27 protein-coding genes are annotated in these 25,575 nt (G+C 65.2%); 18 read left to right on the top strand and 9 right to left on the bottom strand.

The genetic code is table 11. The features are described from left to right. The first annotated feature begins 114 nt into the window (after positions 1 to 114). From QQK43_RS05625 to QQK43_RS05600, 6 genes are all read left to right on the top strand, one after another. Positions 115 to 915, top strand: a complete 801-nt coding sequence (locus QQK43_RS05625) for a class I SAM-dependent methyltransferase (RefSeq protein ID WP_284307022.1) — start codon at positions 115 to 117, stop codon at positions 913 to 915. After that, on the top strand, positions 912 to 2,732 hold the full coding sequence (tfpB, locus tag QQK43_RS05620) for a type IV pilus assembly ATPase TfpB (RefSeq protein WP_284307021.1): 1,821 nt from the start codon (positions 912 to 914) through the stop codon (positions 2,730 to 2,732). The genes QQK43_RS05625 and tfpB overlap by 4 nt, the downstream gene beginning before the upstream one ends. Positions 2,733 to 2,737: 5 nt before the next feature. After that, positions 2,738 to 3,475 (top strand): Crp/Fnr family transcriptional regulator, encoded by a 738-nt coding sequence (locus QQK43_RS05615; RefSeq protein ID WP_284307020.1) that lies wholly within the window; start codon positions 2,738 to 2,740, stop codon positions 3,473 to 3,475. A gap of 64 nt (positions 3,476 to 3,539) precedes the next feature. Further along, positions 3,540 to 4,487: a DMT family transporter gene (locus QQK43_RS05610; RefSeq protein ID WP_284307019.1), complete on the top strand. Its 948-nt coding sequence runs from the start codon at positions 3,540 to 3,542 to the stop codon at positions 4,485 to 4,487. A 28-nt stretch (positions 4,488 to 4,515) separates the two neighbouring features. After that, positions 4,516 to 5,313, top strand: a complete 798-nt coding sequence (locus tag QQK43_RS05605) for an SDR family oxidoreductase (protein ID WP_234267334.1) — start codon at positions 4,516 to 4,518, stop codon at positions 5,311 to 5,313. A 128-nt stretch (positions 5,314 to 5,441) separates the two neighbouring features. After that, complete coding sequence (locus QQK43_RS05600) at positions 5,442 to 6,836, top strand: GntP family permease (protein WP_284307018.1); 1,395 nt, start codon at positions 5,442 to 5,444, stop codon at positions 6,834 to 6,836. 3 nt (positions 6,837 to 6,839) lie between these two features. On the opposite strand, the gene QQK43_RS05595 is transcribed toward QQK43_RS05600, so the two are convergent. Beyond that, positions 6,840 to 7,769 carry a DMT family transporter gene (locus tag QQK43_RS05595; RefSeq protein ID WP_284307017.1) on the bottom strand — a complete coding sequence of 310 codons (930 nt, stop codon included), beginning with the start codon at positions 7,767 to 7,769 and terminating at the stop codon, positions 6,840 to 6,842. Positions 7,770 to 7,908: 139 nt separating this feature from the next. Here QQK43_RS05595 and QQK43_RS05590 point away from each other — a divergent pair, with 139 nt between their 5' ends. Beyond that, the gene (locus QQK43_RS05590) at positions 7,909 to 8,901 is read left to right on the top strand and encodes a quinone oxidoreductase family protein (RefSeq protein WP_284307016.1); all 993 of its coding nucleotides are present in this window, start codon (positions 7,909 to 7,911) and stop codon (positions 8,899 to 8,901) included. 72 nt (positions 8,902 to 8,973) lie between these two features. On the opposite strand, the gene QQK43_RS05585 is transcribed toward QQK43_RS05590, so the two are convergent. The 8 genes from QQK43_RS05585 to QQK43_RS05550 form a co-directional block, all read right to left on the bottom strand. After that, complete coding sequence (locus tag QQK43_RS05585; protein ID WP_234267328.1) at positions 8,974 to 9,486, bottom strand: porin family protein; 513 nt, start codon at positions 9,484 to 9,486, stop codon at positions 8,974 to 8,976. Positions 9,487 to 9,681: 195 nt separating this feature from the next. Further along, positions 9,682 to 10,827 (bottom strand): aminotransferase class V-fold PLP-dependent enzyme, encoded by a 1,146-nt coding sequence (locus QQK43_RS05580; RefSeq protein ID WP_284307015.1) that lies wholly within the window; start codon positions 10,825 to 10,827, stop codon positions 9,682 to 9,684. 62 nt (positions 10,828 to 10,889) lie between these two features. Then, the gene (locus tag QQK43_RS05575; protein ID WP_284307014.1) at positions 10,890 to 12,548 is read right to left on the bottom strand and encodes a Na/Pi cotransporter family protein; all 1,659 of its coding nucleotides are present in this window, start codon (positions 12,546 to 12,548) and stop codon (positions 10,890 to 10,892) included. A gap of 76 nt (positions 12,549 to 12,624) precedes the next feature. Continuing rightward, complete coding sequence (gene lspA / locus QQK43_RS05570; RefSeq protein ID WP_284307013.1) at positions 12,625 to 13,134, bottom strand: signal peptidase II; 510 nt, start codon at positions 13,132 to 13,134, stop codon at positions 12,625 to 12,627. Positions 13,135 to 13,136: 2 nt separating this feature from the next. Next, positions 13,137 to 16,058 carry an isoleucine--tRNA ligase gene (gene ileS / locus QQK43_RS05565; protein WP_284307011.1) on the bottom strand — a complete coding sequence of 974 codons (2,922 nt, stop codon included), beginning with the start codon at positions 16,056 to 16,058 and terminating at the stop codon, positions 13,137 to 13,139. 121 nt (positions 16,059 to 16,179) lie between these two features. After that, positions 16,180 to 17,253: a bifunctional riboflavin kinase/FAD synthetase gene (locus QQK43_RS05560; protein ID WP_284307010.1), complete on the bottom strand. Its 1,074-nt coding sequence runs from the start codon at positions 17,251 to 17,253 to the stop codon at positions 16,180 to 16,182. Between the two features lie 31 nt (positions 17,254 to 17,284). Then, positions 17,285 to 17,551 carry a hypothetical protein gene (locus QQK43_RS05555; protein WP_284307009.1) on the bottom strand — a complete coding sequence of 89 codons (267 nt, stop codon included), beginning with the start codon at positions 17,549 to 17,551 and terminating at the stop codon, positions 17,285 to 17,287. Between the two features lie 120 nt (positions 17,552 to 17,671). Continuing rightward, positions 17,672 to 17,866: a hypothetical protein gene (locus QQK43_RS05550; RefSeq protein WP_284307008.1), complete on the bottom strand. Its 195-nt coding sequence runs from the start codon at positions 17,864 to 17,866 to the stop codon at positions 17,672 to 17,674. A 24-nt stretch (positions 17,867 to 17,890) separates the two neighbouring features. Between QQK43_RS05550 and QQK43_RS05545 the strand changes: the two genes are divergently transcribed. The 11 genes from QQK43_RS05545 (at position 17,891) to QQK43_RS05495 (ending at position 25,567) form a co-directional block, all read left to right on the top strand. Next, a complete protein-coding gene (locus tag QQK43_RS05545; RefSeq protein WP_284307007.1) occupies positions 17,891 to 18,082 on the top strand; it encodes a hypothetical protein in 192 nt (63 codons plus the stop codon). Positions 18,083 to 18,155: 73 nt separating this feature from the next. Next, on the top strand, positions 18,156 to 18,551 hold the full coding sequence (locus QQK43_RS05540; protein WP_284307006.1) for a hypothetical protein: 396 nt from the start codon (positions 18,156 to 18,158) through the stop codon (positions 18,549 to 18,551). Beyond that, positions 18,548 to 19,750: a replication initiation factor domain-containing protein gene (locus QQK43_RS05535; protein ID WP_284307005.1), complete on the top strand. Its 1,203-nt coding sequence runs from the start codon at positions 18,548 to 18,550 to the stop codon at positions 19,748 to 19,750. Before QQK43_RS05540 ends, QQK43_RS05535 begins: the two co-directional genes overlap by 4 nt. A 13-nt stretch (positions 19,751 to 19,763) precedes the next feature. Further along, a complete protein-coding gene (locus QQK43_RS05530) occupies positions 19,764 to 20,084 on the top strand; it encodes a hypothetical protein (RefSeq protein ID WP_284307004.1) in 321 nt (106 codons plus the stop codon). After that, positions 20,084 to 20,290: a hypothetical protein gene (locus QQK43_RS05525; protein WP_284307003.1), complete on the top strand. Its 207-nt coding sequence runs from the start codon at positions 20,084 to 20,086 to the stop codon at positions 20,288 to 20,290. Before QQK43_RS05530 ends, QQK43_RS05525 begins: the two co-directional genes overlap by 1 nt. A 254-nt stretch (positions 20,291 to 20,544) precedes the next feature. Further along, positions 20,545 to 20,772: a major capsid protein gene (locus QQK43_RS05520; RefSeq protein ID WP_284307002.1), complete on the top strand. Its 228-nt coding sequence runs from the start codon at positions 20,545 to 20,547 to the stop codon at positions 20,770 to 20,772. 959 nt (positions 20,773 to 21,731) lie between these two features. Then, complete coding sequence (locus QQK43_RS05515) at positions 21,732 to 22,442, top strand: virulence factor TspB C-terminal domain-related protein (RefSeq protein WP_284307001.1); 711 nt, start codon at positions 21,732 to 21,734, stop codon at positions 22,440 to 22,442. 1 nt (position 22,443) lies between these two features. Beyond that, positions 22,444 to 22,755: a DUF2523 domain-containing protein gene (locus QQK43_RS05510; protein ID WP_284307000.1), complete on the top strand. Its 312-nt coding sequence runs from the start codon at positions 22,444 to 22,446 to the stop codon at positions 22,753 to 22,755. A gap of 1 nt (position 22,756) precedes the next feature. Continuing rightward, the gene (locus QQK43_RS05505) at positions 22,757 to 23,890 is read left to right on the top strand and encodes a zonular occludens toxin domain-containing protein (RefSeq protein ID WP_284306999.1); all 1,134 of its coding nucleotides are present in this window, start codon (positions 22,757 to 22,759) and stop codon (positions 23,888 to 23,890) included. Between the two features lie 413 nt (positions 23,891 to 24,303). Beyond that, on the top strand, positions 24,304 to 24,861 hold the full coding sequence (locus tag QQK43_RS05500) for a recombinase family protein (protein ID WP_370465222.1): 558 nt from the start codon (positions 24,304 to 24,306) through the stop codon (positions 24,859 to 24,861). A gap of 148 nt (positions 24,862 to 25,009) precedes the next feature. Beyond that, the gene (locus QQK43_RS05495; protein WP_234267322.1) at positions 25,010 to 25,567 is read left to right on the top strand and encodes an HNH endonuclease; all 558 of its coding nucleotides are present in this window, start codon (positions 25,010 to 25,012) and stop codon (positions 25,565 to 25,567) included. Positions 25,568 to 25,575 lie beyond the last annotated feature (8 nt).

Genomic DNA, 25,575 nt, shown 5'->3' with positions numbered 1-25,575 from the left:
GCCGGGGAGTATCTGGCGCGCCCGCTGTCCGTGGCGCCGAGCTCCTCGGTCCCAGGGCGTTTGCGTGTGAAATTGCGCTGATCTGTGGTGTTTTGTTGCCTTTCTGGGTCTTTCATGTCGAAAACGGTATCGCCTTCTTCCCGTGTCCGGTCGCCTTCGCGCACCCCGGATGCGCTGCCACCGGTGACGGTGTCGGAAGACGGCGAGGTGCGGTTCCTGCACCTGGGCACCGAATGGATCCAGGGGTCGATGCTGATCGACGACCCGTTCGCCATCGAACTCGAATACGTGCAGCGCATGATGGCCTGGCTGCTCTTCGTCGACCCGGCCAGCGTGCCCCGGCGCCGGGCCATGCAGCTCGGCCTGGGGTCGGCCGCGCTGACCAAGTTCCACCACAAGCTGCTGCGCATGGACACCACGGCCATCGAGATCAATCCGCAGGTGCTCGCGGTGTGCCGCACCTGGTTCAAGCTGCCGCCCGACGGCGCCCGGCTGCGGGTGCTGCTGGCCGACGCCGGCCTGGAGATCCGCAACCCGGCCCATGCCGGCCGGATCGATGCGCTGCAGGTGGACCTGTACGACCACGAGGCCGCCGCGCCGGTGCTGGACAGCCCCGAGTTCTATGCCGATTGCCGCGCGTTGCTGACCGAAGACGGGGTGATGACGGTCAACCTCTTCGGGCGCGACGCCAGCTTCGCCCGTTCGCTGCAGGCCATTGCCCAGGCGTTTGGCGAGACGGCCGTCTGGGCGTTCCGCCCGACGCGCGAAGGCAACACCATCGTGCTGGCGCAGCGCACGCCCGATCGGCCCTCCCGCATGGAACTGTTGGCGCGGGCCGAGGTCATCCAGTCACGCTGGCGCCTGCCGGCGGTGAAGTGGCTGCGCATCTTCAAGCCGGTCGAGGGGGCTGCATGACGACGAATCTATCTGCCGAGCCGGCGCAAACCGGCGCCGTGACCACCGGTCCGCTGGACTGGCGCACCCTGGTGGGCTGGATGCGAGAGGACGCGCTGATCACGGCCGAAGAGGCGGCGCGCACGGTGGCGCGCTGCGCGTCGGCCCAGAGCACGTTGCACCCGTTGCAGCGGCTGGCCGTGGTGGGTGTGTGCCGGCCTGATGGCACGGTGCTCGACATCGAGGCACTTACCGAATGGCTGGCGCCGCGCTGCGGGCTGGTCTATGTGCGCATCGACCCGCTCAAGGTCGACGTGGCCCGGGTGGCGGACGTGATGAGCGCCGCTTACGCCGAGCGCCACCACGTGCTGCCGGTGCAGGTGGGCCCGGCCGAGGTGACGGTGGCGACCAGCGAACCCTTTGTGCGTGACTGGGTGCCCGAGGTCGAGCGCCAGACGCGCAAGAGCGTGCGGCTGGCGCTGGCCAGCCCCGAAGACATCAAACGCTACACGGGCGAGTTTTTTGCGCTGGCCAGGTCGGTGCGTGCGGCCAGCAAGAGCGGTGGCCAGAACGCCATGGCCAGCTTCGAGCAACTGGTCGAGCTGGGCAAGAGCAACAAGCAGCTCGACGCCAACGACCAGGGCGTGGTGCAGGTGGTCGACTGGCTCTGGCAGTACGCCTTTGACCAGCGCGCGAGCGACATCCATCTGGAGCCGCGCCGCGAGCAGGGCGTGATCCGCTTCCGCATCGACGGTGTGTTGCACCCCGTCTACCAGGTGCCGATGAGCGTGCTCAACGCCATGACCGCGCGCATCAAGCTGCTGGGCCGCATGGACGTGGTCGAGCGCCGCCGGCCGCAGGACGGCCGCATCAAAACGCTGCGCCCGGGCCGCAATGGCGCGCGCGGTGACGAGGTGGAAATGCGCCTGTCGACGTTGCCGACCGCTTTTGGCGAAAAGCTGGTGATGCGCATTTTCGACCCGGACTCCACCACCAAGGACCTGGCCGCGCTGGGCTTCCCGCCCAGCGACGCGCAGCGCTGGGAACAGCTCATGCGCCAGCCGCACGGCATCGTGCTGGTGACCGGCCCCACGGGCTCGGGCAAGACCACCACGCTGTACGCCACGCTCAAGCGCCTGGCCACGGAAGAGGTGAACGTCTCGACCGTGGAGGACCCGATCGAAATGATCGAGCCGTCCTTCAACCAGACCCAGGTGCAGCCGCACCTGGAGCTCGATTTCGCGCAAGGCCTGCGCGCGCTGATGCGTCAGGACCCGGACATCATCATGGTCGGCGAAATCCGCGACCTGGCCACCGCCGAGATGGCCGTGCAGGCCGCGCTGACGGGCCACCTGGTCTTCACCACGCTGCACACCAACGACGCGCCCAGCGCCATCATGCGATTGATGGAACTGGGCGTGCCCCCCTACCTGATCAACGCCACGGTGCTGGGGGTGCTGGCGCAGCGCCTGGTGCGCACCCTGTGCCCGGCCTGCCGCGAACGCGAGGACGAGGCCAGCCAGGCCGCGTCGCGGGCGGCGCTGGAAGAGCTGGTCAAGCCCTGGCAGGTCAGCGGCGGCTACAAGCCCTTCCGCCCCGTGGGCTGCGTCGATTGCCGCATGACGGGCTTCCGCGGCCGCATGGGTCTGTACGAACTGCTGGTCGTGACCGAGGCGTTCAAGGACAAGGTCAGCCGCGAACCCAAGCTGGAAGCACTGCGCCGGCAGGCGGTGGCCGACGGCATGCGACCGCTGCGCCTGGGCGGTGCCGCACGTGTCGCCGAGGGGCGCACCACGCTGGACGAAGTGCTGGCGAGTACCCCGCCGGTTTTGGGTTGAGCGCCATGAACGATCCCCAGCGCACCCCCGACACCCCGTCTGCCCGGACCGACTCCGCCTGGCGCGGCACGGCCGACTGCCGCAACTGCGGCATTCGCGACATCGTGCTGTTCGCCGACCTGCACGACGACGACTTCAACCTCATTCACGCGCCCATCGACGACCTCGAGTTCGCACCCGGGCAGACGGTGGTGCGTATCGGCGAAACCGCCACGTCGCTCTATTCCGTGCGCTCGGGAATGATCAAGCTGGTGCGCAACACCATCGACGGGCGCCAGCGCATCGTGCGGGTGCTGCGCGCGGGCGACGTGATCGGGCTCGAAGCGCTGATGTCGTCGGCCTACGAGGCCGAAGCGGTGGCGCTGACCGCAGCGCGCATGTGCCGGCTGCCGCTGCAGGTGGTGCAGCGTCTCGATCGCGAGACACCGCGCCTGCACCAGCGCCTGCTGGAACGCTGGCACCGCAGCCTGAAGGAGGCCGACGACTGGCTGGCCGAGCTGAACTTCGGCACCGCGCGCCAGCGCGTGGCGGGGTTGTTGCTCAAGATGCGATCGGTGGAAGACCCCTCGACCGCGCATCTGTTTTCGCGCGAGGACATGGGGGCCATGCTCGACCTCAAGCTCGAAACCGTCAGCCGCACACTGAACGCCTTTGTGCGCGAGAGCCTGATCGAGCCGATGGACCGGGTTGGGCGCAGTTACCGCATCGTGGACACGCAGCGCCTGGCCTCGCCCAAAGACTGAGGGCGAAGGTGCCCCTCGCGGAAAACGACAGCGGAAACGTTGAGGGCTGCCGATAATCGGTCGGATGTCCGCCTCTTCCGCGCCTTCGGGCTCTGCTGCCCACCCCCATCTCGCCTCCGGTCTGCTGCTCGCTTCGGCCGGTTCCATCGCCTTTTCCGGCAAGGCCATCATCGTCAAGCTGGCCTACCGCTACGGGGTCGATGCGGTCACCCTCATCATGTACCGCATGCTGTTTGCGCTGCCGCTGTTTCTCGGGCTGGCCTGGTGGGCCACGCGGCACCAGACGCCCAAGCTGGCACCTTTGACGCAGCGCGACTGGCTGGGCATTCTCGGTCTGGGCGTGACCGGTTATTACCTCGCGAGTTTTCTCGATTTCTGGGGCCTGCAGTACATCAGCGCCAGCCTGGAGCGGCTGATTCTCTATCTCAACCCCACGCTGGTCTTGCTGCTGGGCTGGGTGCTCTACCGGCGCCGCATCGGACTCATGCAGGGCGTGGCGATGGCGGTCAGTTACGGGGGTGTGCTGCTGGTCTTCGGGCACGAGGCGCTGGCGGGCATGGGCCGCGACGCGGCCCTGGGGGCACTGCTGGTGTTCGGCAGCGCCATCAGCTATGCCATCTATCTGGTCTACAGCGGCGAAATGGTCAAGCGCCTGGGCTCCATGCGGCTGGTGAGCCTGGCCACGGTGGTGGCCTGCGTGCTGTGCCTGCTGCAGTTCGTGCTGCTGCGGCCCCTGTCGGCGGCGGAGGTGGCGCCGGAGGTCATCTGGCTGTCGCTGCTGAACGCCACCGCCTGCACTTTCGCACCCGTGGTCATGGTGATGATGGCCATCGAGCGCATCGGTCCGGGGCTCACGGCCCAGACCGGCATGATCGGCCCCATGTCGACCATCGCCATGGGGGTGCTGCTGCTGGACGAACCCTTCACGGGGTGGATCGTGGCCGGCACCGTGCTGGTGGTGGCCGGGGTGTTTCTGGTGACCCGTTTCGGCCGGCCGGCCGCGGGCCGCTGACTGTCAAGAACGGCAAGGAGGCCGCATCATGGATCTGGGCATCAAAGGCAAATGGGCGCTGGTGGGCGGTGCCAGCAAAGGGCTTGGCTGGGGTTGTGCGAGCGCTCTGGCCGCCGAAGGCGTGAACGTGGTGATGGTGGCTCGCGGTGCCGAAACGCTGGAGGCTGCGGCCAGCGGTCTGCGCCGTGCGGCGCCGGGCGTGCAGGTGGTCGCCGTGGCCGCAGACATCACCACACCCGAAGGCCGGGCTGCGGTGTTTGCCGCACCCGGCGGTCCGGGAACCGACTTCGACATCGTGGTCACCAACGCCGGCGGTCCACCGCCGGGCGACTTTCGCGACTGGGACCGTGATGCCTGGATCCGCGCGGTGGACGCCAACATGCTCACCCCGATCGAGCTGATCAAGGCGACCGTGGACGGCATGGCCGCGCGCGGGTTCGGACGCATCGTCAACATCACCAGCAGCGCGGTCAAGGCGCCCATCGACATCCTGGGCCTGTCCAACGGCGCGCGCAGCGGGCTGACCGGTTTTGTGGCTGGCGCGGCGCGCAGCGCCATCGCCGCCCGGGGCGTGACCCTCAACAACCTGCTGCCGGGCAAGTTCGACACCGACCGCCTGCGCGGCACCATTGCGGGCGCGGCCAGCAAGAGCGGCCAACCCGTGGACACCGTGCGGGCCCAGCAGGAAGCGCAGATACCGGCCAAGCGCTTTGGCACGCCGCAGGAGTTCGGCGCCATCTGTGCCTTCCTGTGCAGCGTGCATGCGGCCTACATCAACGGCCAGAACATCCTGCCCGACGGCGGGCTGTACCCGGGCACGTTCTGAGCTCCGCACTCGGGGGCATTGACGGCGTGCTCCTGAGAGATTGCCGGGTAATGCGACCACAAGCCACAAACTGCGTTAGATTCGAGCTCTTTTTTTTGTAGTGGCGAAAGCCATTTTTTCTGCGCACGATGCTGGCTATCCTGGTTTCTCTCCTGCTGCTCATGGTGCTCGCCTACCGGGGCGTGACCGTGCTGCTGCTCGCGCCGCTGATGGCGGCGGTCGCTGTGCTGCTGTCGGGCGACAGCGCCTTCCTGCTGCCGCTGTACACCAGCACCTTCATGTCGGCCCTGGGCAACTACGTCATCCAGTACCTGCCGATCTTCCTGCTGGGCGCGCTGTTCGGTCGTCTCATGGCCGATTCGGGGGCGGCTTACACGCTGGCCATGGCGATCGTGCGCAGCGTGGGCGAACGCCACGCCATCCTGACCGTGGTGCTGGCCTGCGCGCTGCTCACCTATGGCGGGGTGTCGCTGTTCGTGGTGGCGTTTGCCATCTACCCGATCGCGCGCAGCCTGTTCGAGTCGGCCAACATTCCCAAGCGGCTGATTCCGGCCACCATCGCGCTGGGGTCGTTCACCTTCACGATGACGGCGCTGCCCGGTTCGCCCGCGATCCAGAACGCGATCCCCATCCCGTACTTCGGCACCAACGTGTTCGCTGCACCGGGCTTGGGCCTCATCGCTTCGGTGTGCATCTTTGCCGCCGGCATGCTGTGGCTGCAGCGGCGCGCGGCGGCCGCGCGCCGGGCTGGTGAAGGGTATGGTCAGCACGAGGACGAAAACGATGTGCAGGGCAGCGCCCTGGCCCAGGCCCGCCACACCGAGATTCCGCTGTGGGTGGCTTTGCTGCCGCTGCTGCTGGTCATCGGTGTGAACGCCGTGTTCACCTATGGGGTGTTTCCGCGCCTGGATCTGGCGTTCATGACCGAGCGCTTCCCGGCGCTGAGCCCGTCCAAGCAGATGGGCCTGTGGGCGCTCATCATCGCGTTGATGGTGGCCTGTGCCGCATTGATCGTGCTGCGCCTGCGCCACTGGACGAACCTGAAGGACACGGTGAACCAGGGCGTGTTCGGCTTCATGCTGCCCCTGTTCAACACCGCTTCGGAAGTGGGTTACGGTGCCGTGATCGCCAGCATGGCCGGCTTTGTCGTCATCCGCGACGCGGTGCTCAACGTGTCGCCCCACAACCCGCTGATCTCCGAGGCCATCGCCATGAACGTGCTGGCGGGCATCACCGGCTCGTCATCGGGGGGCCTGAGCATTGCGCTGCAGACACTGGGCGCCGACTATCTGCAGATGGCGCAACAGGTGGGCATTGGCCCGGAGTTGCTGCACCGCGTGGCCGTGATGGCTGCCGGTGGCATGGACACCTTGCCTCACTGCGGCGCCATCATCACGCTGCTGTCGATCTGCAAGCTCAACCACCGCCAGTCGTACGCCGACATCGCGGTCGTGACCATCCTGTTTCCTTTGCCGGCGCTGGCGCTGGTGATCACCCTGGGCAGCCTGTTCGGCAGTTTCTGAGGATCAGCGCCGCGAACTCACCAGAATGCCGCCCACGATGAGGAAGAACCCGACCGCATGGTAGGGGCGGGGCATGTCGCCCAGCATCAGGGCCGACATCAGGGCGGCGAACAGTGGGGTCAGGTTGTTGAAGAAGCTGGCCACGGTAGGGCCCACGCGCGCGATGCCCAGGCCCCAGCAGCGGTACGCGAGCAGCGAAGGACCGGTCGCCACATACACCAGGGCGAGTACCAGAGGCCAGCCCCACTGGATGGCAGGCGGGGCGCCATCGCCCTGTGGCCACAGCCATTCGCCGGTGGTCATCAGGCCGGACCAGCACAGGCCAAAGGCGATCTGCGCCAGCAGGAAGGCCGCCCAGTCGCCTTGGATGTGGGCCGGGTAACCACCTGCCGGCGGGCGCACCAGCAGCCAGCTGTAGAAGGCCCAGGCCAGCGTGGCCAGCAGAATCCAGCCATCGCCCGGCACGAAGCGGATGGCATCCAGCTGCACCAGCTGGCCGCGTGTCAGCACCACCACCACCCCGCAGAACGACAGCAAGGCACCGGCCACGGCCCGCCGCGAGATCGGCACCTGGTAGCACAGGCGCCCGACCAGCATCATCCAGACGGGAATGCTGGCGGCGACCAGCGTCACGTTGAGGGGGGTCGACGTTTTCAGCGCCAGGTATTGCAAGGTGTTGTAGAGGCCGACGCCCAGCAGACCCAGCAGGGCGAAGCGGCGCCGGTGTGCCCACAGACCGCTGCCTGGCCGGAGCACCCAGCCCGCCAGCGGCAGCAGCAGCAGTCCCGCCAGCACCCAGCGCACGAAATTGAATGTGATGGGGGGGATGGTCTGGTACATCATCCGCCCGACCACCGCGTTGCCGGCCCACATCAGGGGCGGCACCAGCAACAGGGCGATGGTGGCGGGTGTCAGTCGGGCACTCGAAGTCATGCCCAACTGTAACCACCTGCACAAGCCCTCCGGGGTTCTGGGGATGCCGCTGCCAGCCGACGCGGACGGCAGCGGATTCATGGCAGCATCGGGGGCGATGTCCGGGTGTTCCGGGCTGCCGTGAATCAAGGAGACTGTCATGACCCAGACCAGCCGTGCCGTGCGCATTCACGCCCATGGGGGCCCCGAGCAACTCGTCGTCGACACCGTGGAGGTTGGCGAGCCGGGGCCCGGTGAGGTGCGCATCCGCCACGAGGCCGTCGGCCTCAACTTCATCGACGTCTACCAGCGCACGGGGCTTTACCAGAACCCGTTGCCGTTGACGCTGGGCATGGAGGGCGCCGGGGTGATCGAAGCGGTCGGCCCCGGGGTGATGCACCTCAAGGCGGGTGACCGGGCGGCCTATGCCGCTGGCATGCCGGGCAGCTACAGCGATCTGCGGGTGATGCCGGCGATGAATGTCTGCCAGTTGCCCGACGCCATCGACTTCGAGACCGGTGCGGCCATGATGCTCAAGGGGCTGACCGCGCAGTACCTGCTGCGCCGCTGCCGTCCGGTGGAGGGTCTGGAGCCGGGTGACTTCGTGCTGTTCCATGCGGCGGCCGGCGGGGTTGGCCTCATCGCCTGCCAGTGGGCCAAGGCCCTGGGGCTGCGCCTGATCGGCACCGCGGGCTCGGACGAGAAGTGCGCACTGGCCGAGGCGCACGGTGCCGAGTTCACCATCAACTACCGGACCGAAAACTTTGCCGAGCGCGTCAAGGACATCACCGCGGGCCAGGGCGTGAAGGTGGTGTACGACTCGGTGGGCAAGGACACCTGGGACGGTTCGCTCGACTGCCTGCGCCCGTTCGGGCTGATGGTCAGCTTCGGCAATGCCAGCGGTCCGGTGCCGCCGTTCGCGCCCGGCATCCTGGGGCCCAAGGGTTCAATCTATGTGACCCGGCAGACGCTGTTCACCCACATCAACAGCCGTGAACGCACCCAGGCCATGGCGAACGACCTGTTTCAGGTGGTGGGCAGTGGCCAGGTGCAGATCCGCATCGATCAGCGTTTTGCCCTGACCGACGCGCGCCTGGCGCACGAAAGCCTGGAGGCGCGCAAGACCACCGGCTGCACGGTGTTGCTGCCCTGACCTGCGGCCGTTCCGCAGGCACAAAAAAGGGCTGCCGTGGCAGCCCTTGGTTTTGTGCCGAGCGCGTCAGGCTCAGAAGCGCCAGCCCAGGCCGATGGCGAAACCGTCGACATCGCTGATCTTCAGGTAGTCCGCCGTGATCGACATCTGCGGGGTGATCGCGTAGCTCAGGCCGACGCCGTAGGAGAAGTCGTCGTCCTTGACGGTGGCCGAAGCGGTGTAGCCGAAGGCGGTCGCCGTGGCCTTGGCTTTCGCGCCGGCGTAACCCAGGCGAGCGAACAGCTCCAGCGATTCACCGACCTTGAACTTGGGCTTGGCGTACACGCCCCACAGTTCCTTGACCTTGAGGGAGACCGGGATGCCGTCCACGGTTTCCTTGCCCTTCTTGGCCGACAGACCCAGCATGCCTTCGACGGCGATGTGGGGGGTGATTTCGTAACCGCCGATCAGGCGCACCGCCGCCGGGTTGGTCTTGGTGTCGAAATCGAGGGATTGGTAGGCGATTTCGCCGTAGAGACCTTGCGCCTGAGCGGCCGACAGGCCCATGATCATCGTGGTGGCGACAATGCCGATTGCCTTTTTCATGTGATCCTCCTTGAAGATTGGCAGAGATTGCATTCGCAAACCCGGCGACTTCATGGGGACCATGGCGTGCGCCGAGACTGCCTCTTCATCCTAAGAGGGTTTTTCACCCGGGCCTGAAACGGGCTGTGAAGGCTGTGCACTATTTGTGCATCGCGCTGAAAAACCGCCCCCGCACTGTGGGGGCGGGCCAACACCTCAGGCCGTGGCGGGCGCGGGCGCTACCTGGGCCAGCGCCTGCTCCAGATGCGCCAGCGTGCTGTCCACGTCGTGCCACTTGTCGAGGCCGAACAGGCCGATGCGGAAGGTCTTGAACGCAGGCCCTTCGTCGCACTGCAGCGGCACACCGGCCGCGGTCTGCAGGCCGGCGGCGAGGAATTTCTGGCTGCTCTGCACGCCCGGGTCGGTGGTGTGGCTGACCACCACGCCAGGGGCCTGGAAGCCTGGCGCGGCCACGCTGGCGAAGCCGTGGCGCTCCAGCAGTTCACGCACGCGGCGGCCCAGTTCGATCTGTTCGTTGCGCACCCGCTCGAAGCCATAAGCCTCGGTTTCCTTCATGGTGTCGCGCAGGCGTTGCAGCGCGTCCGTGGGCAGGGTGGTGTGGTAGGCGTGGCCACCGCCTTCGTACGCTTCCATGATCTGCAGCCATTTCTTCAGGTCGGCCGCGAAGGTGGTGCTCTGGGTGGCGTCGATGGCCTGGCGGGCGCGCTCGCTGAGCATGACCATGGCGCAGCAGGGCGAGCTGCTCCAGCCCTTTTGTGGGGCCGAGATCAGGATGTCCACACCGGTTGCCTTCATGTCGACCCACATCGCGCCCGAGGCGATGCAGTCCAGCACGAACAGGCCACCGACGGCGTGCACCGCGTCGGCCACGGCCTGGAGGTAGTCGTCGGGCAGGATCATGCCGGCGGCGGTCTCGACGTGCGGGGCGAACACCAGCGCGGGTTTTTCGCGGGCAATGGCCGCCGTCACTTCGTCGATGGGGCAGGGCACCCAGGCCGCCTGAGCGTCGCTGCCGGTGGGGCGGGCCTTGAGCACAGTGTGGCTGGCCGGAATGCGCCCCATGTCGAAGATCTGCGTCCAGCGGTAGCTGAACCAGCCGTTGCGGATGACCATCACATGGCGGTCCTGGGCGAACTGGCGGGCCACGGCTTCCATGCCGAAGGTGCCGCTGCCGGGTACCAGCACCGTCGAATGGGCACCGTAGACGCGCTTGAGCAGGGTGGAGATGTCGTTCATCACGCCCTGGAAGCGGCGCGACATGTGGTTGAGCGCGCGATCGGTGTAGACGACCGAAAATTCGAGCAGACCGTCAGGGTCGATGTGGGGCAGCAGGCCGGGCATGAGTGTCTCCAGGGAAAGGCCACCGGCGCCGGTGGCGGGGCCGGCAGGTTAGCACAGGGGCGTCAGGGCCGCAGGCCCGTGGGGTCGGCGTCCCTGCGCAGGCGGTCAGGGGCCAGCGCGCCCACCGAGTCCAGGATCGGGTAAGCGATGGAGCAGATGCTGGAGTTGATGCGCTTGAGCTCGCTGAGCAGGTCGATGTGCAGCGAACTGGTCTCCATGCTTTGCAGGGTCTTGTCGCTCAGGCGCAGCAGGTGGGCCTGCGCGCATTCGCGCTCGCGGTCGCGAAAGCGCGCCTTTTCCTCCAGCAGCTTCTGTGCGTCGCGCACGTCGCCGTTGAGGAAGACGCTCATGCCCAGGCGCAGGTTGTCCAGCAGGCGGCTGTGCAGTTCGGCGATTTCGGCCAGGCCTGCCTCGGAAAAATCGCGGCCCTTGCGGATCTTCTTGTCCTCGATGTCCAGCAGCGCGCGTTCCACCGTATCGCCGATCTGTTCCATGTTGATGGTGAAACTGATGATGTCGGTCCAGCGGCGGCTTTCGGCCTCGCTGAGCTGCTCGCGCGAGAGCTTGGTGAGGTAGTACTTGATCGCCGAATACAGGCCGTCGACCGTGTCGTCGAGCTTGCGCAGGTCTTGCGAGAGCTGCAGGTCGTTGTGGCGGATCACGGTCATCACGCCGCGCAGCATGGTTTCCACCACGTCGGCCTGGTGCAAGGCCTCGCGCGCGGCGCAGGAAATGGCCAGCGACGGGGTGGCCAGCGCCGACGGGTCGAGGTGGTTGGGCCGGTGCAGCTGCTGGCCTGCGTGGACCGGAAAGACCCTCTCCACCCAGCGCGCCACCGGGGCAGTGAAGCCGATGAAGACCAGGCCGACCAGCAGGTTGAAGCTCAGGTGGAACAGCACCGTCTGCGTCGCCGGGTCGCTGACCCAGGGCGTCGCTGCCCGCAGCCAGTAGGGAATGAGCGGGATGGCGATGGCCACGCCCATGGCCTTGAACAGCAGGTTGCCCAGCGGCACCTGGCGAGTGTGGCGCGAGGCGCCGGCCGTGGTGATGACCGCCAGCAGGCCACTGCCCAGATTGGCGCCGAGCACCAGACCCATGGCCACGTCGATGCCCACCACGTTGATGGCCAGGGTGGCGGTCAGCAGCACCACCGCCAGGCTGGAATAGGACAGCACGGCCAGCGTGGCGCCGACCAGGATTTCCAGAAGGCGGTCGCTGCTGAGCGACTGCAGCATCAGTTGCACCGCCGGGTTGCGGGTGAGCACGTGCGTGGCTTCCGACACCAGTTGCAGGGCCAGCAGCATCAGACCCAGGCCGATGAATACGCGGCCCACGTCGCCCACCGGCGTGCCCTGGCGCGCGATGAACAGCGTCACGCCGACGAAGATGAACAGCGGCGACAGCCAGGACAGATCGAAGGAGAACAGCACCGCCATCACGGCCGTGCCGATATCGGCGCCCAGCATCACGGCGAGGGCGGCCGACAGGGGAATGAGGGCCTGTCCGACGAACGCCGACACGATCAGGGCGGTGGCGGTGCTGGACTGCACCAGCGCCGTGACACCCAACCCCGACAGCGCGGCCGAATAGCGGTTTCCGGTGCTGATGGCCAGGATCTGGCGCAGATTGCTGCCGAAGACCCGCAGCACGCCGGTGCGCACCAGATAGGTTCCCCAGACCAGCAGCGCGATCGCCGCCAGCAAGTTGAGCAGATGTTTCATATTCCGAGAGGAATATACAACCGCTCGAATATTCCTGCAACTACCCAAAAAGCCCGCGGCGCGGGCAAGGTCGGGCTTATTTGCTGCGGCGCACGCGCCGGATTTCGTCGAGGATCAGCGAGGCCGCCCCCACCGTGATGGCCATGTCGGCGACGTTGAAGGCCGGAAAGTGACCCCCTGGGAAGATGCCCCCGAGGAAGGCCCAGTGGAAGTCCAACCAGTCGACCACGTAGCCGTGCACCACGCGGTCGATCAGGTTGTTGCCGATGGCTCCGGCCAGGATGCACGAAAGCGCGAACGCGAACAGCTTCTGGCCCGGGTGCGAGCGCAGCATCCACAGCACGAAGATCGCCACCGCCACGCTCAGGCCGATGAACACCCAGCGCTGCCAACCCCCGGCGTTGGCCAGGAACGAGAAGGCCGCACCGGTGTTGTGGGCCCGCACCACGTTGAAGAAGCTGGTGACGGTGGTGCTGTCGCCGAGCCGGTAGTTGCCCAGGATGAGCACCTTGGTGAACTGGTCCAGCAGCACGATGGCCGCGCTCAGGCCCAGCCAGGGCCAGACGGAGGATCGGTTCTTGGCCATGTTCAGGCCACCGTGCGGACTTCGCCGCTGCCGCTGCCGGCAGCTTCGGCCAGGTTGCCGACACAGCGGCCGCACAGCGTGGGGTGGGCGGCGTGCTGGCCCACGTCGTCGGCGTAGTGCCAGCAGCGTTCGCATTTGGTGGCCGTGCTCGGGCTGACCACGACGTGCAGGGCGTCACCGTCGACCACCGCGACCGCCGAGGTGATGGTCACGAACTTCAGATCGGCGCCCAGCGAACGCAGCAGGGCCGCATCGTCGGCACCGGCGGTGATGGTCAGCGTGGCCTGCAGCGAAGCACCCACCTGGCCTTCGGCGCGCAGGTCCTCGATGGCCTTGTTGGCCACGTCGCGGATGGCGCGGATGCGCGACCACTTGGCCAGCAGCGCTTCGTTCGGCGAGGGCAGGGACAGGAAGGTCTCGAAGAAGATCGAGCCCTGGCTCTGCACACCGGCCAGCACCGGCCAGGCCTCTTCGGCCGTGAAGCTCATGAACGGCGCCATCCAGCGCAGCATGGCGTGGGTGATCTGGTGCAGCGCGGTCTGGGCGCTGCGGCGCGCCAGGCTCTTGGGCGCGGTGGTGTAGAGCCGGTCCTTGAGCACGTCGAGGTAGAACGCGCCCAGGTCTTCCGAGCAGTACACCTGCAGCTTGCTGACCACGGGGTGGAATTCGTAGACGTCGAAGTGCTTCAGGATTTCGGCCTGCAGCTCGGCGGCACGCGCCAGCGCGTAGCGGTCGATCTCCAGCATCTGGTCCAGCGGCACGGCGTCGGTGGCGGGGTCGAAGTCGCTGGTGTTGGCCAGCAGGAAGCGCAGCGTGTTGCGGATGCGGCGGTAGGCGTCGACCACGCGGGCCAGGATCTTGTCGTCGCCGGCGATGTCGCCGGAGTAGTCGGACGCGGCCACCCACAGGCGGATGATTTCGGCGCCCAGCTTTTTGTTGACCTCCTGCGGGTCGATGCCGTTGCCCAGCGACTTGCTCATCTTGCGGCCCTGGCTGTCCACGGTGAAGCCGTGCGTCAGCAGCCCTTTGTAGGGCGCGCGGCCGTAGATGGCGCTGGCCAGCAGCAGCGAGCTGTGGAACCAGCCGCGGTGCTGGTCGTGGCCTTCCAGGTAGAGATCGGCCTCGGGGCCTTCGGCGTGCGCGGCGCCGTTCGGGTAGGCGTGGGCGTGCGAGCCGCGCAGCACGTGCCAGAAGGTGGAGCCGGAATCGAACCACACTTCCAGGATGTCGGTGCTCTTGGTGTAGTGCGGCGCGTCCTCGGCGCCCAGGATCTCTTCGGCCGTCACCCGGCTCCAGGCTTCGATCCCGCCTTTTTCCACGATGTCGGCCGCCTGGTCCAGGATGTCCATGGTGCGCGGGTGCAGCTCGCCCGAGTCCTTGTGCAGGAAGAAGGGAATCGGTACGCCCCAGGAGCGCTGGCGCGAGATGCACCAGTCGGGCCGGTTGGCGATCATGTCGCGCAGCCGGGCCTGGCCGTTCTCAGGGTAGAAGCTGGTGTGGTCGATGGCGTCCAGAGCCAGTTGGCGCAGCGTCTTCGCGGGTTTGGCGCCCGGCTGGGTGAACACGCCTTCGCCTTCGTCCATGCGCACGAACCACTGCGCGGCGGCGCGGTAGATCACGGGCGTCTTGTGGCGCCAGCAGTGCGGGTAGCTGTGGGTGATGCGCTGGGTGGCCATCAGCCGGCCGGCGAGCTTGAGCGCATCCAGGATGACCGGCACGGCCTTCCAGATGTGCAGGCCGCCGAACAGCGGGAAGTCGGCCGCGTAGGTGCCGTTGCCCTGCACCGGGTTCAGGATCTGGTCGTATGGCAGGCCGTTGGCGACGCAGGAGTTGAAGTCGTCCACACCGTAGGCGGGCGCCGAGTGCACGATGCCGGTGCCGTCGCTGTCGCTCACGTAGTCCGCCAGGTACACCGGTGACAGGCGCCGGTAGCCGGCGTCGGCGTCATAGAGCGGGTGGCGGAAGGCCAGGCCGCCCAGGGCTTCGCCCTTGGCGGTGGCCAGCACGGTGCCTTCAAGACCGAAGCGCTCCAGGCACGGGCCAACCAGGCTCTCGGCCAGCAGCAGCACACCGCGCGGCGTGTCGACCAGCGCGTAGTCCAGTTCGGGATGGGCGTTGAGCGCCTGGTTGGCCGGGATGGTCCAGGCGGTGGTGGTCCAGATGACGACGAAGGCGCTCTTGCCCTCGGGCAGGGCGGCCAGGCCGAAGGCGGCGGCCAGCTTCGCCGGATCGTCGGCCTCGAAGGCCACGTCCAGCGTGTCGCTCTGTTTGTCGGCGTATTCGATCTCGAATTCGGCCAGCGAGGAGCCGCAGTCGAAGCACCAGTAGACCGGCTTGAGGCCACGGTAGACGAAGCCGCGCTCGATCACGCGTTTGAAGGCGCGGATTTCGCCGGCCTCGTTGCCGGGGTTCATGGTCAGGTAGGGGCGTTCCCAGTCGCCCAGCACGCCCAGGCGCTTGAAGTCTTCGCGCTGCTGGCTGATCTGTTCGGTGGCGAAGGCGCGGCTCTTGGCCTGCATGTCATCACGGCTCAGATTTCGGCCGTGTTTTTTCTCGATGGCGTTCTCGATCGGCAGGCCATGGCAGTCCCAGCCGGGGATGTACTGCGCGTCGAAGCCGGCCAACTGCCGGCTCTTGACGATCATGTCTTTGAGCACCTTGTTGACCGCGTGGCCCATGTGGATCTGGCCGTTGGCATAGGGCGGGCCGTCGTGCAGCACAAACAGTGGGGCGCCGCGACGCGCCATCCGCAGGCGCTGGTACAGCCCGCCTTCGTTCCAATCCTTCACCCAGCCCGGTTCGCGCTTGGGCAGGTCGCCGCGCATCGGGAACGGGGTGTCGGGCATGTTGAGCGTGGCGCGGTAGGCGCCGCCCGAAGGGTCGGCTTTCGCCTCGGATTTGGCGGGGGTTTTCTGGTCGGACATGATGAGTCTCGAATCTCGGGATCGGGGTGTCGACAGACTCAAGCCCGGACGGCAGGACAGGCGAGCACAAAGGAAGGGACCGTTCGCCCTGAGTCTGTCGGGGGCGGCGACCGGGCGGCGATCAGCCCTGAATTCGGTCGCGCGTGGTCTGGCGGCGGGTCTGCGCGTGCAGGGAGGCGAAGAACGCGCGCGCATCGTCGCAGTCTTTGGCGATGCCCTGGGTCAGGGCGTCGAGACTGGGGTACTTGAGCTCGTCGTGCAGTTTGTGCAGCAGTTCCACCCGGATGATTTTACCGTAGGCCTCTCCCTGCGGCAGGTGCGCGGCCAGTTCGGCGGGCCAGTCCAGGCAGTGGGTTTCCAGCAGCACCCGTCCGCCGTTGACGTCGTCGGGGTCTAGCGAGGGGCGGATGCCGAGGTTGGCCACACCGTTGAGCGGCGGCGCGTCCGGGTCTGGGTGCAGGCCGTGCACGTGCACGGCGAAGATGCCGCTGGCGGCCGGCTTCCAGTGCGCGAAGCGCAGGTTCAGGGTGCGGAAGCCATCGCCCGCACCGGGTCGGCTCTCGGCCAACTGTCGCCCGAGTTGGCGCCCGTGCACCACATGTCCGCTGATGCTGTAGGGGCGGCCCAGCAGCGCGGCCGTGCGGTCCATGTCGCCAGCGGCCAGCGCCTCGCGCACGGCCGAGCTGGAGACGCGGATGCCGTGCACCTCGTAGCTTTGCATGCGGGCAACGTCGAAGCCGAGCCGCTGGCCGGCGCTGTCGAGCAGGGCGTAGTCGCCCGCGCGCTGCGCGCCGAAGCGGAAGTCGTCGCCCACCAGCACGTATTTCACGCCCAGGGCCTTGACCAGGATGTCGTCGATGAAGGCCTGCGGCGGCAGGGCCGCCAGCCGGGCGTTGAAGGGCAGCACCACGCACTGGTCGACGCCGCAGCGTTCCAGCTCCAGCAGCTTGTCACGCAGGGTGGCGATGCGGGCCGGTGCCAGCTCGGGCTTGCGGTGCACGGCGGCGAAAAAGTCGCGCGGGTGGGGCTCGAAGGTCAGGGCGCAGGTGGGCACGCCGCGGTGGCGGGCCTCGTTCTGCAGCAGGGCGAGCATGGCCTGGTGACCACGGTGCACGCCGTCGAAGTTGCCGATGGTCAGCGCGCAGCCGTGCGGGGCGGCTGCGTCGCGGTTCCAGAGGCCTCGGAGGATTTTCATGGGGGCAATCGTCGCAGGCAAAGGCCTGTCATCAAAGCACCGTTTTGCGGCGCTCAAGGGATTTTTCTAGTCGTTCTCTTAGTGGTCCTGGCGGTTCTGCTTCGGCTGCTGCAACAGCAGTCCAGTAGATCGGGTCTGCACCCATTTCCATAGCAAATATCCCAGCTAGCGTAGGGCTTAGGCGCCCTCTTTTCTTCGCTGCTGATATCGCGGCTTCAGTGATGTTGAACTGACGGCACCAGCTTGCAGCCTTCTGTTTTGCTAGTGCTTTTTCCAGTAGGTCGATGGTGTGCGGCATGTTTGGTTCCCCTTGTCAAGGTGCGGCTGATTGTTTCACACCCTGTTGAGTTTTGGCTTTACAGGGTGTTGAGGTTTTACTAGGCTTAACACCTTGTTGAGTCAAGGGCCCGCCAATGCTTCACTCGTCTTTCACCAGCACCCACCGGTACCCCGGTGGCGCCTCACCTGGTGGCCGGTGCTCCGGCACATACCACTTCTTCGATTTTTCCTCTGCGGCCTTGTCTTTCACGAACAGGTTTGCAAGGGCGAGCAGCGTTCCGATCACGGCCATGGCTGTGATCCCCCAGAACGTGAAGGCGTGTACTTCGATCATGGTTCCTCCGGTCAGGGGCCAATGATGGCATTTCGCACCGTCTCCCAAATCCTCGACGCTGAGTTCGTCGAGGCCATCCGCTTAAGTCCCCCTCCCACTGTCACAGCCGCGAAGCAACCTTTGGCGGGCCAGGTCGCGGCCAGGGCGGGGGGCACCAACTACCTGGCCTGGCTGGCTGTCCGCCTGCACCTCGAAAACCAGCGGGGTGCGGCATGAACTTGGGCTTCTTGCTTCTCGCATTCGCGATCGGCTTCGTTACTGGTGGCGCCTGGTGCGCTTTGGGTGCCGCATGACCTACGCCTACACCCACGCAGACCACGCCCTATCCATCGTGATCGGTCACATCCGTGGCGAGCGCATCACGATCAAACCGACCCACGTTCAGGCCCGGATCGGTCATACGGTTTGCTGCGCTCGCATCGTCACTGCCTGGGATACCGCCGACGGTCTCGAAATGTGGCAGTTGGACCTTCTCGGTCCGCTCCATGGCCGCATTTCCGCGCCTTCGCGGAACGTGCGTCTCTGCCAGGGTGTTGACGGCCGCTGCACCTGTGCGCCTGCGGATTTCTCGGCAGCAACCGGCGCGGCCGGTGCGGGAGCTTGCGATGGCGCCGGCCGCGCCGGGGCGTCAGCCCTCCCCGATGGTAATCACGGGGAGAACGTTTCCACGGAGTCTGACGCATGACCCGAGCCAAGCTTTCCGACCTTGTTCTGGATGGGAATGAAGTTGCTGTCCGTCTCAAGGCTGAGCGTCGTCGTACAGCCTCGGTGGTCCATGTCGATTGGGTCCGCTTCACCGCAAAGGTGAAGCGTGCTCCAGCTCCTGCGATTGACGATCTGTTCCCACTGCCTCAGAGCTATGCAGACCGCCTGCGTTTGGACCGTATGTCCGAGTTGCTGCGCGCCCTGCCTGACGCGGATTTCACCGTTTCCACGCAAGCCAAGGCCCTGGCCGATCAAGTGTGCGAAGCCCTCGGGCCTGATTTCAGCGTGTGCCCTGAAGTGCGCAAGGGCCATGACTTCTACCGTTTCCGCTGGAGCATCGTTCGCAACGATGTTGAGTGCGGCTGGGTGGGCTATCTCGCCTCCGGCGACAGCCCGCGTCAGCAAGCTCAAGCCAGCACCCTTCATGCCAACGTGTACGGCACGGCCTGCACGTTTGCTCGTCCAGGCTTCAACCACCGGCTGGCCGACCTCGTGCGCAAGACCGAAGCCACGATTACCCGCGTTGATCTCGCGCTTGATTTCTTCGATGGTTTCGCTGGCGGCATGGACCGTGTAGTCAGCGATTACATGGCCGGGCTCATGGACGTTTACGGCAAGCGTCCAGTGTGCAACCAGGTTGGCCGTTGGCCGCTCAACCGCGAGCGCTCCTTCTACTTCGGCAGCCGTGAGGCCGGCAAGCAAACCAACGTTTACGAGAAAGGTCACCAGCTATTTGGCTGGGAGTCCGGCAATCCTTGGGTCCGGGTCGAGCTTCGCTATGGCAACAAGCTGCGTGTGCTCGATGCCGATGTTCTCAATCGACCGGCCGATTACTTCGCTGGCGCCAGTGAATGGCATGCCCAGGTTCTGCGCGAAGCCGAAGGCCAAGCGGTGCCCGAGCCCATCAAGGTTCAGCAGCGTTTGCCGGTCGAGACCATCAAAGCCGAAGTAACCCGCAATGTGCGTTGGTTCTCGCAAACCGCGCTTGCGACCGCTGCTCTCGTGTTCCGCCATGTCGGCGCTGATGCGCTCGTTGACATGCTCGAAGGCGCAAAGCTGCCCGGTCGCCTGGCCAAGTTCAAACCGACAGAGGTTCGCGCCTTCTACGAACAGTGCTTCAAAGACGTTTCTCGCTCCGGGACAGGCCGCCCGGGATTCAGCGTGTACCAGGCCGCTTAAAGGAAAAACCATCATGCGCATGTCCAGCAAAGCCGTCCTCCACGGCATCCAAACCAGCAAAGGCGAGATTGACGGTCGAGGTTTCGACAGCACGAAGTTCCACCTTTCTGTGGATCTCGGCGAAAGCTCGTTCGGCGAAAGCCTCGGCGTCGTGACGCGACCTTTCAAGCTCGGCACCTCGGGCGAATTCGACAAGTGGAAGCACCTGAAAAATTCTTGGCCTCTCACCGGCATCCCGGTCGAATGTGATTTCGACGTGGTGGCCGGCTCTGACAACACGACCAAGCTCACACTGCTCGCCATCCGGCCCCAGGCCGCGCAAAAGGCCGCGTGATGCGCTGCGTGATCCAGTCCGGCACCACGGGCCAGTTCCTGGCCCCGTCGTTCATCGACGGGCAGCCGGAATGGGTCATGTTGCTGCGCGAAGCCGGGGTAGTGCAGGACCTCGAATCCTGCGCTCAACTGATCGAAGACCACACCGAGCCATGGCATCGACCGATGGTCGTGGACCTCGATCAATTGCACCGGGCTGACCTCTGATGCGCTGTCTTTCCATCACGCCTGAATCCACGCTCGTCGTGACAAGCGCGGTCGAGTGTGAGCCAACCGATTACGTGCTCCTGACGCTCGCTGAGCACCAGGGAGCCACTGCATCCCCCTTCCGCATGTCCGCCACGGAAGGTGGTCTTTTGAGCGTTGCGATTCTCACCGTTTGGGCTGCGGCCTTCACGGCGCGCGCAGCGATCAAAGCCCTTAATGGCGGCGACCCTGAAACCTGAAAAGGAACCATCACCATGAAGAAAACCAACGAACTGATCCGCCGCGGCTACAGCCGTGTGTCCCAAGGCGCCCTCGTCCTGGGCGCCCTGGTTGGCACCGCGATGGCCCATGCTGCCATCGACACCACCGAAATCGATGCCGAGATTGCCGCAGCCAAGACCGCAGTGATGGCCATTGGCGCCGCTGTGGTCCTGGTCTTCGTCGGCATCGCCCTCTACAAGTGGGTGCGCCGCGCGTTCTGACCGGATGCTTTCTGATGCACATGGGCCCGTGTGCATTGGTAAGCAGCTGGAGGAAGCATGGCGGACGTAGGTGGTATCTGGATCGTGATTGCACTGGTGGGGGCAGCATGGCTCATCTTTTCCGCCTGATTGCATGCGCGCTCGCTCTCTTTTTTGCATCCTCTGCTTGGGCTCTCCTGCCTTCGACATCGCAAACAGAGTGGCGGTCATCTCTCATCACTGCTGAGGATGGCTGGCGCACTGATATGGAGACTGCGTGCCGTGTTTACACGGCTCGTTCTTTTTTGGGTATTACGTACAGCGGCTCTAATCCGCGCTGTAACTACGCCGTCATTGGCAACCAGGCTCTTAGCTCTCGCGTCGTGCAGGTGTGCCCAGCTAATAGCTGGTTGTCGGCCCCGATGTCTTGTCAGTGTTTTCTTGATTACATCGAAAAAGACGGCGCGTGCCAGCCGCCCCCCCAGTGCAGGGTCGGCTATGTGTACAGCGAGCTTATGGGCGTCTGTATCCCGGTGGACTACGGCCCGGGTGATCCGCAGGACCCCAACTGCCCTACAGGTCAGGTCAAGGTCGGGAATGAATGCGTTGTGCCCTATGACCCCCCGACACAGTGCCCCAGCGGTCAGACATTGACGAATGGCGTCTGCAAGTGCCCTGAGGGTCAAGTTCTCAAGGACGGTCAATGCAAGCCTCCTGAGTGTCCCGCGCCTCTTGGCTCTACCGTCGCCGGTGAGGGTCAGTATCAGGGCGGTGCTGGCTACACAGGTGGGCTCCTGTGTTTCAACAGTTGCAAGGTCTATCCATCTTTCTCCGGCAAAGACCCCACTTCGGGCAAGTGGTTTGCCTCCGGTCCTTTGATTTCTACTGGTGTGTCGTGCGTTGGCTCTCCGAGTGGTGGTCCCGGCTCCCCTCCGACATCCAACAATTCACCTCCCGACGATCCGCCTCTTAAGGACGACGTGCCGCGCACGTGTAAGACGGGGCTCTGTCCTGGCACGGTCAACGGCCAGCACGTTTGCCTGAAGTGCTCCGAGTCCAAGACGAATACCAGTAACAACAGCAACAACACGACCACGACAAAGGACGGCGAAGGCAACACGACTGGCTCCGAGACCGGCTCATCAAACAGCACGTCATCAACCACTTGCAAAGACGGCAAGTGCACCACCACGACCGAGACCACCACGAGCAGTGGTAACGGTGGCGGTAGCACCACAAAAACCGAGACAAAGGAAGAGTCCAAGGACGACTTTTGCAAGCAGAACCCGACGTCCGCGCACTGTGTCGACTCCTCTTTCGGCGGTGACTGCTCCGGCTCTTTCCAGTGCACTGGCGATGCCGTCCAGTGCGCCACGGCCAGGGCCGCGAATGAGCAACTCTGTGCTCTGAAGGTGGACCCTGCAAATAGTGTGCTCGGCGTCGGCCAAGCTGCCCTCGGCGGTGGCAACGGTACAGACCATCCCCGCTCAAACGCTGAGTTCAAGGACGTAGGCGTCCTCGATCAAACAAACCCATTCGGCGGTGGCTGTCCATCCGATATCGGCATCCCTGTCCTGGGGAAGACCATCGTTATCCCACTCAGTCAGCTCTGCACCGCTCTTTCCGCCATGGGTGCCATAGCTGTTGCTTTCTCCCTGCTTGCTGCAGCTTTCATTGTTGTGAAGGTCTGATATGCCTCTCTTCATCGCCGCGCTTCTGGGCGCATTGATTCAAGGTGCCGGAACCCTCGTCGGCCGCGTGCTCATCAGCCTCGGTATCGGCTACGTGACGTACACCGGTATCGACCTCATGCTGACCACCGCCAAAGACCAAACACTGGCCCGACTCGGTGGCCTCGGCTCCACCGTCGTTCAGCTCGCCGGCGTGCTCCAGGTCGGCACCTGCATCAACATCCTGGCCAGCGCATTCATGGCCCGCCTGCTGGTCAAGGGCCTCACCGATGGCAAGCTCACCAGCATGGTGACCAAGGGCGGGGGCTCCTGATATGGCCATCACGTTGATTACTGGCGCACCTGGCAACGGCAAGACTCTGCTTCTGCTCTGGGAGGTCGAGCGCCGCCGCCAGGCTGAGAAGCGACCGGTCTACTATTCCGGCGTCAAGGACCTGCTGTTGCCCTGGGAACTGTTCGGCAACGATAGCGCCGATCCTTCCGCGCCGCACATGACCGACCCGGCCAACTGGAACACGTTGCCCGTCGGCTCAATCATCGTTATTGATGAGGCTCAGCGCTTGTTCCGCAATCGAGCGGTGGGCTCCAAGGTGCCCGATTACGTCGCTGCCCTCGAGACCCACCGCCACAAGGGTTACGACATCTACCTGGTCACGCAGGCACCTGCATTGGTCGATAGCAACGTCCGCAACCTGGTCGAGACCCACAAGCACCTGATGCGCAAGTTCGGATCGCGCTGGGCGACGATCCACGAATGGAAGGGCGTGAAGGCCAACTGCATCACGACTCGCAAAGACAGTATCGAGAGCCAGTTCCGGTACCCGAAAGAGGTCTACACCTGGTACAAAAGCGCTGAGGTCCACACCGTTAAGGTGCGGATCCCGGCGAAGGTCATTGTGCTGATGCTGCTTCCTCTCGGCCTTCTCGCAGCCGGCTGGATCGCGTGGCAGAAACTGACGTACCTCCACACTCCCGCATCCGATCGCGGCAAAGACCCATCAGCCATATCCCCATCTCAGGGAACCCAGCAGCAGCAGCAAGCCCGGCCGATGGCCAGCGCCGCGCCTAACTGGTACGAAGGCTGGGCACCTCGCGTTCCAGGTCTGCCGCACACAGCGCCCCGCTACGATGAGGTCACCAAGCCCAGCACCGCACCGTACCCGGCCGCTTGCCTGACCTTCGGCAACGATTGCCGGTGCTACACCCAGCAGGCAACCCGCATGGACGTCGATGACGGCCTGTGCCGCGACATTGCAGCCAATGGCTACTTTGTGGACTGGCAGCAACCGCAGCAGCAAGCCCAGCAACAGGCCCAGCCGGCCCAGCAGCAGCCCGACAAGCCATCGGCAACCCTAGACCAGCCTCGTAACGTCACGGGCTCCCTGCGGCCCTCTGATCCACGCGACGCCGATCTGATCGCCTGGGTCCACCGAAAACCCGCTCTCTGAAGACAGACCGGGGGACCCAAAGGACCGGTTAGGTCCGGCCCGAAGGGTTGGGGGCAGGGGTATGGGGCGGCAGGCCCCATGTCAACCTGGCAATGTCCAATGACCTCCACATCAAAGCCAAAAGCGGAACGGGCACCGGCCACGTAGACACGGAACCCGCGTAGACACAGAGCCTGTGAAGACACGCAGATCACGTAGACACAAATTCCACGTAGACACGAAGTGCGAGTGGGATTTGTGCGAGTGATCGGAGTGCGAACAGGCTCTGTGCGAGCGGGTGTAGTGCGAGTGGACGGGGACCGTGGAGCGTGCACCGCTTACCTGTTTCCCCTGTTTTTCCGGCTATCCTTTGATGACGGTCCGCCTAGACTTTTCCGCAAGGAGGAACAGGCGTGCTTGTAGGCTATGCAAGGGTGTCCACCATCGATCAGGACACCGCTCTTCAGCTTGATGCTCTCAAGGGCGCAGGCGTCAAGCAGATCTATCAAGATAAGAGCAGCGGTGTCGGACCACGGCCGCAACTGCGCCAGGTCATCGCATCCCTAAGACAGGGAGATACCTTGGTGGTCTGGAAGCTGGATCGGGTGGCCCGTAGCCTCTCCGACCTCCTGACCATCATCGACCAGGTTAAGCAGGCCGGCGCGTCGATTAAGAGCCTCACTGAGCCGATTGACACGTCGAACCCTATTGGTCAGTTCACCTTGCAGGTGCTCGGCGCTGTGGCCGAGCTCGAACGGTCGATGATCCGCGAACGTACTCGGGCGGGTGTGCGTGCGGCGATCGCGCGCGGCGCTGTTTGGGGGCGTCCACCTCGGATATCAGATCGCACTCGTCTTGAGGTGCGCTACCTCGTTTGGTATGGCTGGCCTAAGTCCGTCGTTGCCGATGCCTATGGCATATCTCGCGGCATGGTCTGGAACATTTCTATGTTCCATCCGAACCACAAAAAACCGAGCGCAAAGCTCGGTTAATGTTGTGTCAAGGCGACGCCAAAAAGGCACGCTATATTGGCATACAAGACAGCGCTTTCGGGTCGCGGAATTTTCGGCGATCCGGGCGCACCGGTTGCCCGGTCGGTGCAGCCGGGCTTTGCCGGTCTCTGCTTCGAAGGAGTGGGTCTTGAAGGTCTTGAAGCTCTCTGCCCAGGGGCTGCCGCAATCGTGGATCAGCCTGGAGGAAGCCGTGCTCCACTACGCCGCCGACGAGGTGCGCTGGGAGATGGGCGCAGAGATCGCGGTGTTCCATGGCGGGCACAACGCGCTCACCGGGCGGCAGTCCATCGTCACCGTCAACTCGATCATCGGCACCAAGGGCGTGCCGGCCATCAACCCTTTCGAGCTCTACCCCACGCTCACCAATCCCAAGCTGTTCGCGCGCGACCGCAACGTGTGCGCGTACTGCGGCAACCCTTTCCACGAAGACGAGCTGACGCGCGAGCACATCCGGCCGCTGGCCCAGCAGGGGCGCGACCACTGGATGAACGTGGTCACGGCCTGCCGTTCGTGCAACCACCGCAAGGGCAACCGCACGCCCGAGCAGGCGCACATGGCGCTGCTGTACACGCCCTATGTGCCCAGCCTGTGGGAAGACTTCATCCTGCGCAACCGCCGCATCCTGGCGGATCAGATGGAGTTTCTGATGGCGCATCTGCCCAAGTCGTCGCGGCTGCACGCCTGACGGCGGGC

This window comes from Hydrogenophaga electricum (assembly GCF_030160815.1).
Classification (GTDB): domain Bacteria; phylum Pseudomonadota; class Gammaproteobacteria; order Burkholderiales; family Burkholderiaceae_C; genus Hydrogenophaga; species Hydrogenophaga electricum.
The sequence above is the reverse complement of the archived record's forward strand: the minus strand, read 5'-3'. Positions and strand labels throughout refer to the sequence as shown.

Excerpts from the sequence above, each read along its gene's own strand:
- QQK43_RS05625 (WP_284307022.1), top strand. The coding sequence starts at position 115 with ATGTCGAAAACGGTATCGCCTTCTTCCCGTGTCCGGTCGCCTTCGCGC.
- tfpB (WP_284307021.1), top strand. The coding sequence starts at position 912 with ATGACGACGAATCTATCTGCCGAGCCGGCGCAAACCGGCGCCGTGACC.
- QQK43_RS05615 (WP_284307020.1), top strand. The coding sequence starts at position 2,738 with ATGAACGATCCCCAGCGCACCCCCGACACCCCGTCTGCCCGGACCGAC.
- QQK43_RS05610 (WP_284307019.1), top strand. The coding sequence starts at position 3,540 with ATGTCCGCCTCTTCCGCGCCTTCGGGCTCTGCTGCCCACCCCCATCTC.
- QQK43_RS05605 (WP_234267334.1), top strand. The coding sequence starts at position 4,516 with ATGGATCTGGGCATCAAAGGCAAATGGGCGCTGGTGGGCGGTGCCAGC.
- QQK43_RS05600 (WP_284307018.1), top strand. The coding sequence starts at position 5,442 with ATGCTGGCTATCCTGGTTTCTCTCCTGCTGCTCATGGTGCTCGCCTAC.
- QQK43_RS05595 (WP_284307017.1), bottom strand. The coding sequence starts at position 7,769 with ATGACTTCGAGTGCCCGACTGACACCCGCCACCATCGCCCTGTTGCTG.
- QQK43_RS05590 (WP_284307016.1), top strand. The coding sequence starts at position 7,909 with ATGACCCAGACCAGCCGTGCCGTGCGCATTCACGCCCATGGGGGCCCC.
- QQK43_RS05585 (WP_234267328.1), bottom strand. The coding sequence starts at position 9,486 with ATGAAAAAGGCAATCGGCATTGTCGCCACCACGATGATCATGGGCCTG.
- QQK43_RS05580 (WP_284307015.1), bottom strand. The coding sequence starts at position 10,827 with ATGCCCGGCCTGCTGCCCCACATCGACCCTGACGGTCTGCTCGAATTT.
- QQK43_RS05575 (WP_284307014.1), bottom strand. The coding sequence starts at position 12,548 with ATGAAACATCTGCTCAACTTGCTGGCGGCGATCGCGCTGCTGGTCTGG.
- lspA (WP_284307013.1), bottom strand. The coding sequence starts at position 13,134 with ATGGCCAAGAACCGATCCTCCGTCTGGCCCTGGCTGGGCCTGAGCGCG.
- ileS (WP_284307011.1), bottom strand. The coding sequence starts at position 16,058 with ATGTCCGACCAGAAAACCCCCGCCAAATCCGAGGCGAAAGCCGACCCT.
- QQK43_RS05560 (WP_284307010.1), bottom strand. The coding sequence starts at position 17,253 with ATGAAAATCCTCCGAGGCCTCTGGAACCGCGACGCAGCCGCCCCGCAC.
- QQK43_RS05555 (WP_284307009.1), bottom strand. The coding sequence starts at position 17,551 with ATGCCGCACACCATCGACCTACTGGAAAAAGCACTAGCAAAACAGAAG.
- QQK43_RS05550 (WP_284307008.1), bottom strand. The coding sequence starts at position 17,866 with ATGATCGAAGTACACGCCTTCACGTTCTGGGGGATCACAGCCATGGCC.
- QQK43_RS05545 (WP_284307007.1), top strand. The coding sequence starts at position 17,891 with ATGGCATTTCGCACCGTCTCCCAAATCCTCGACGCTGAGTTCGTCGAG.
- QQK43_RS05540 (WP_284307006.1), top strand. The coding sequence starts at position 18,156 with ATGACCTACGCCTACACCCACGCAGACCACGCCCTATCCATCGTGATC.
- QQK43_RS05535 (WP_284307005.1), top strand. The coding sequence starts at position 18,548 with ATGACCCGAGCCAAGCTTTCCGACCTTGTTCTGGATGGGAATGAAGTT.
- QQK43_RS05530 (WP_284307004.1), top strand. The coding sequence starts at position 19,764 with ATGCGCATGTCCAGCAAAGCCGTCCTCCACGGCATCCAAACCAGCAAA.
- QQK43_RS05525 (WP_284307003.1), top strand. The coding sequence starts at position 20,084 with ATGCGCTGCGTGATCCAGTCCGGCACCACGGGCCAGTTCCTGGCCCCG.
- QQK43_RS05520 (WP_284307002.1), top strand. The coding sequence starts at position 20,545 with ATGAAGAAAACCAACGAACTGATCCGCCGCGGCTACAGCCGTGTGTCC.
- QQK43_RS05510 (WP_284307000.1), top strand. The coding sequence starts at position 22,444 with ATGCCTCTCTTCATCGCCGCGCTTCTGGGCGCATTGATTCAAGGTGCC.
- QQK43_RS05505 (WP_284306999.1), top strand. The coding sequence starts at position 22,757 with ATGGCCATCACGTTGATTACTGGCGCACCTGGCAACGGCAAGACTCTG.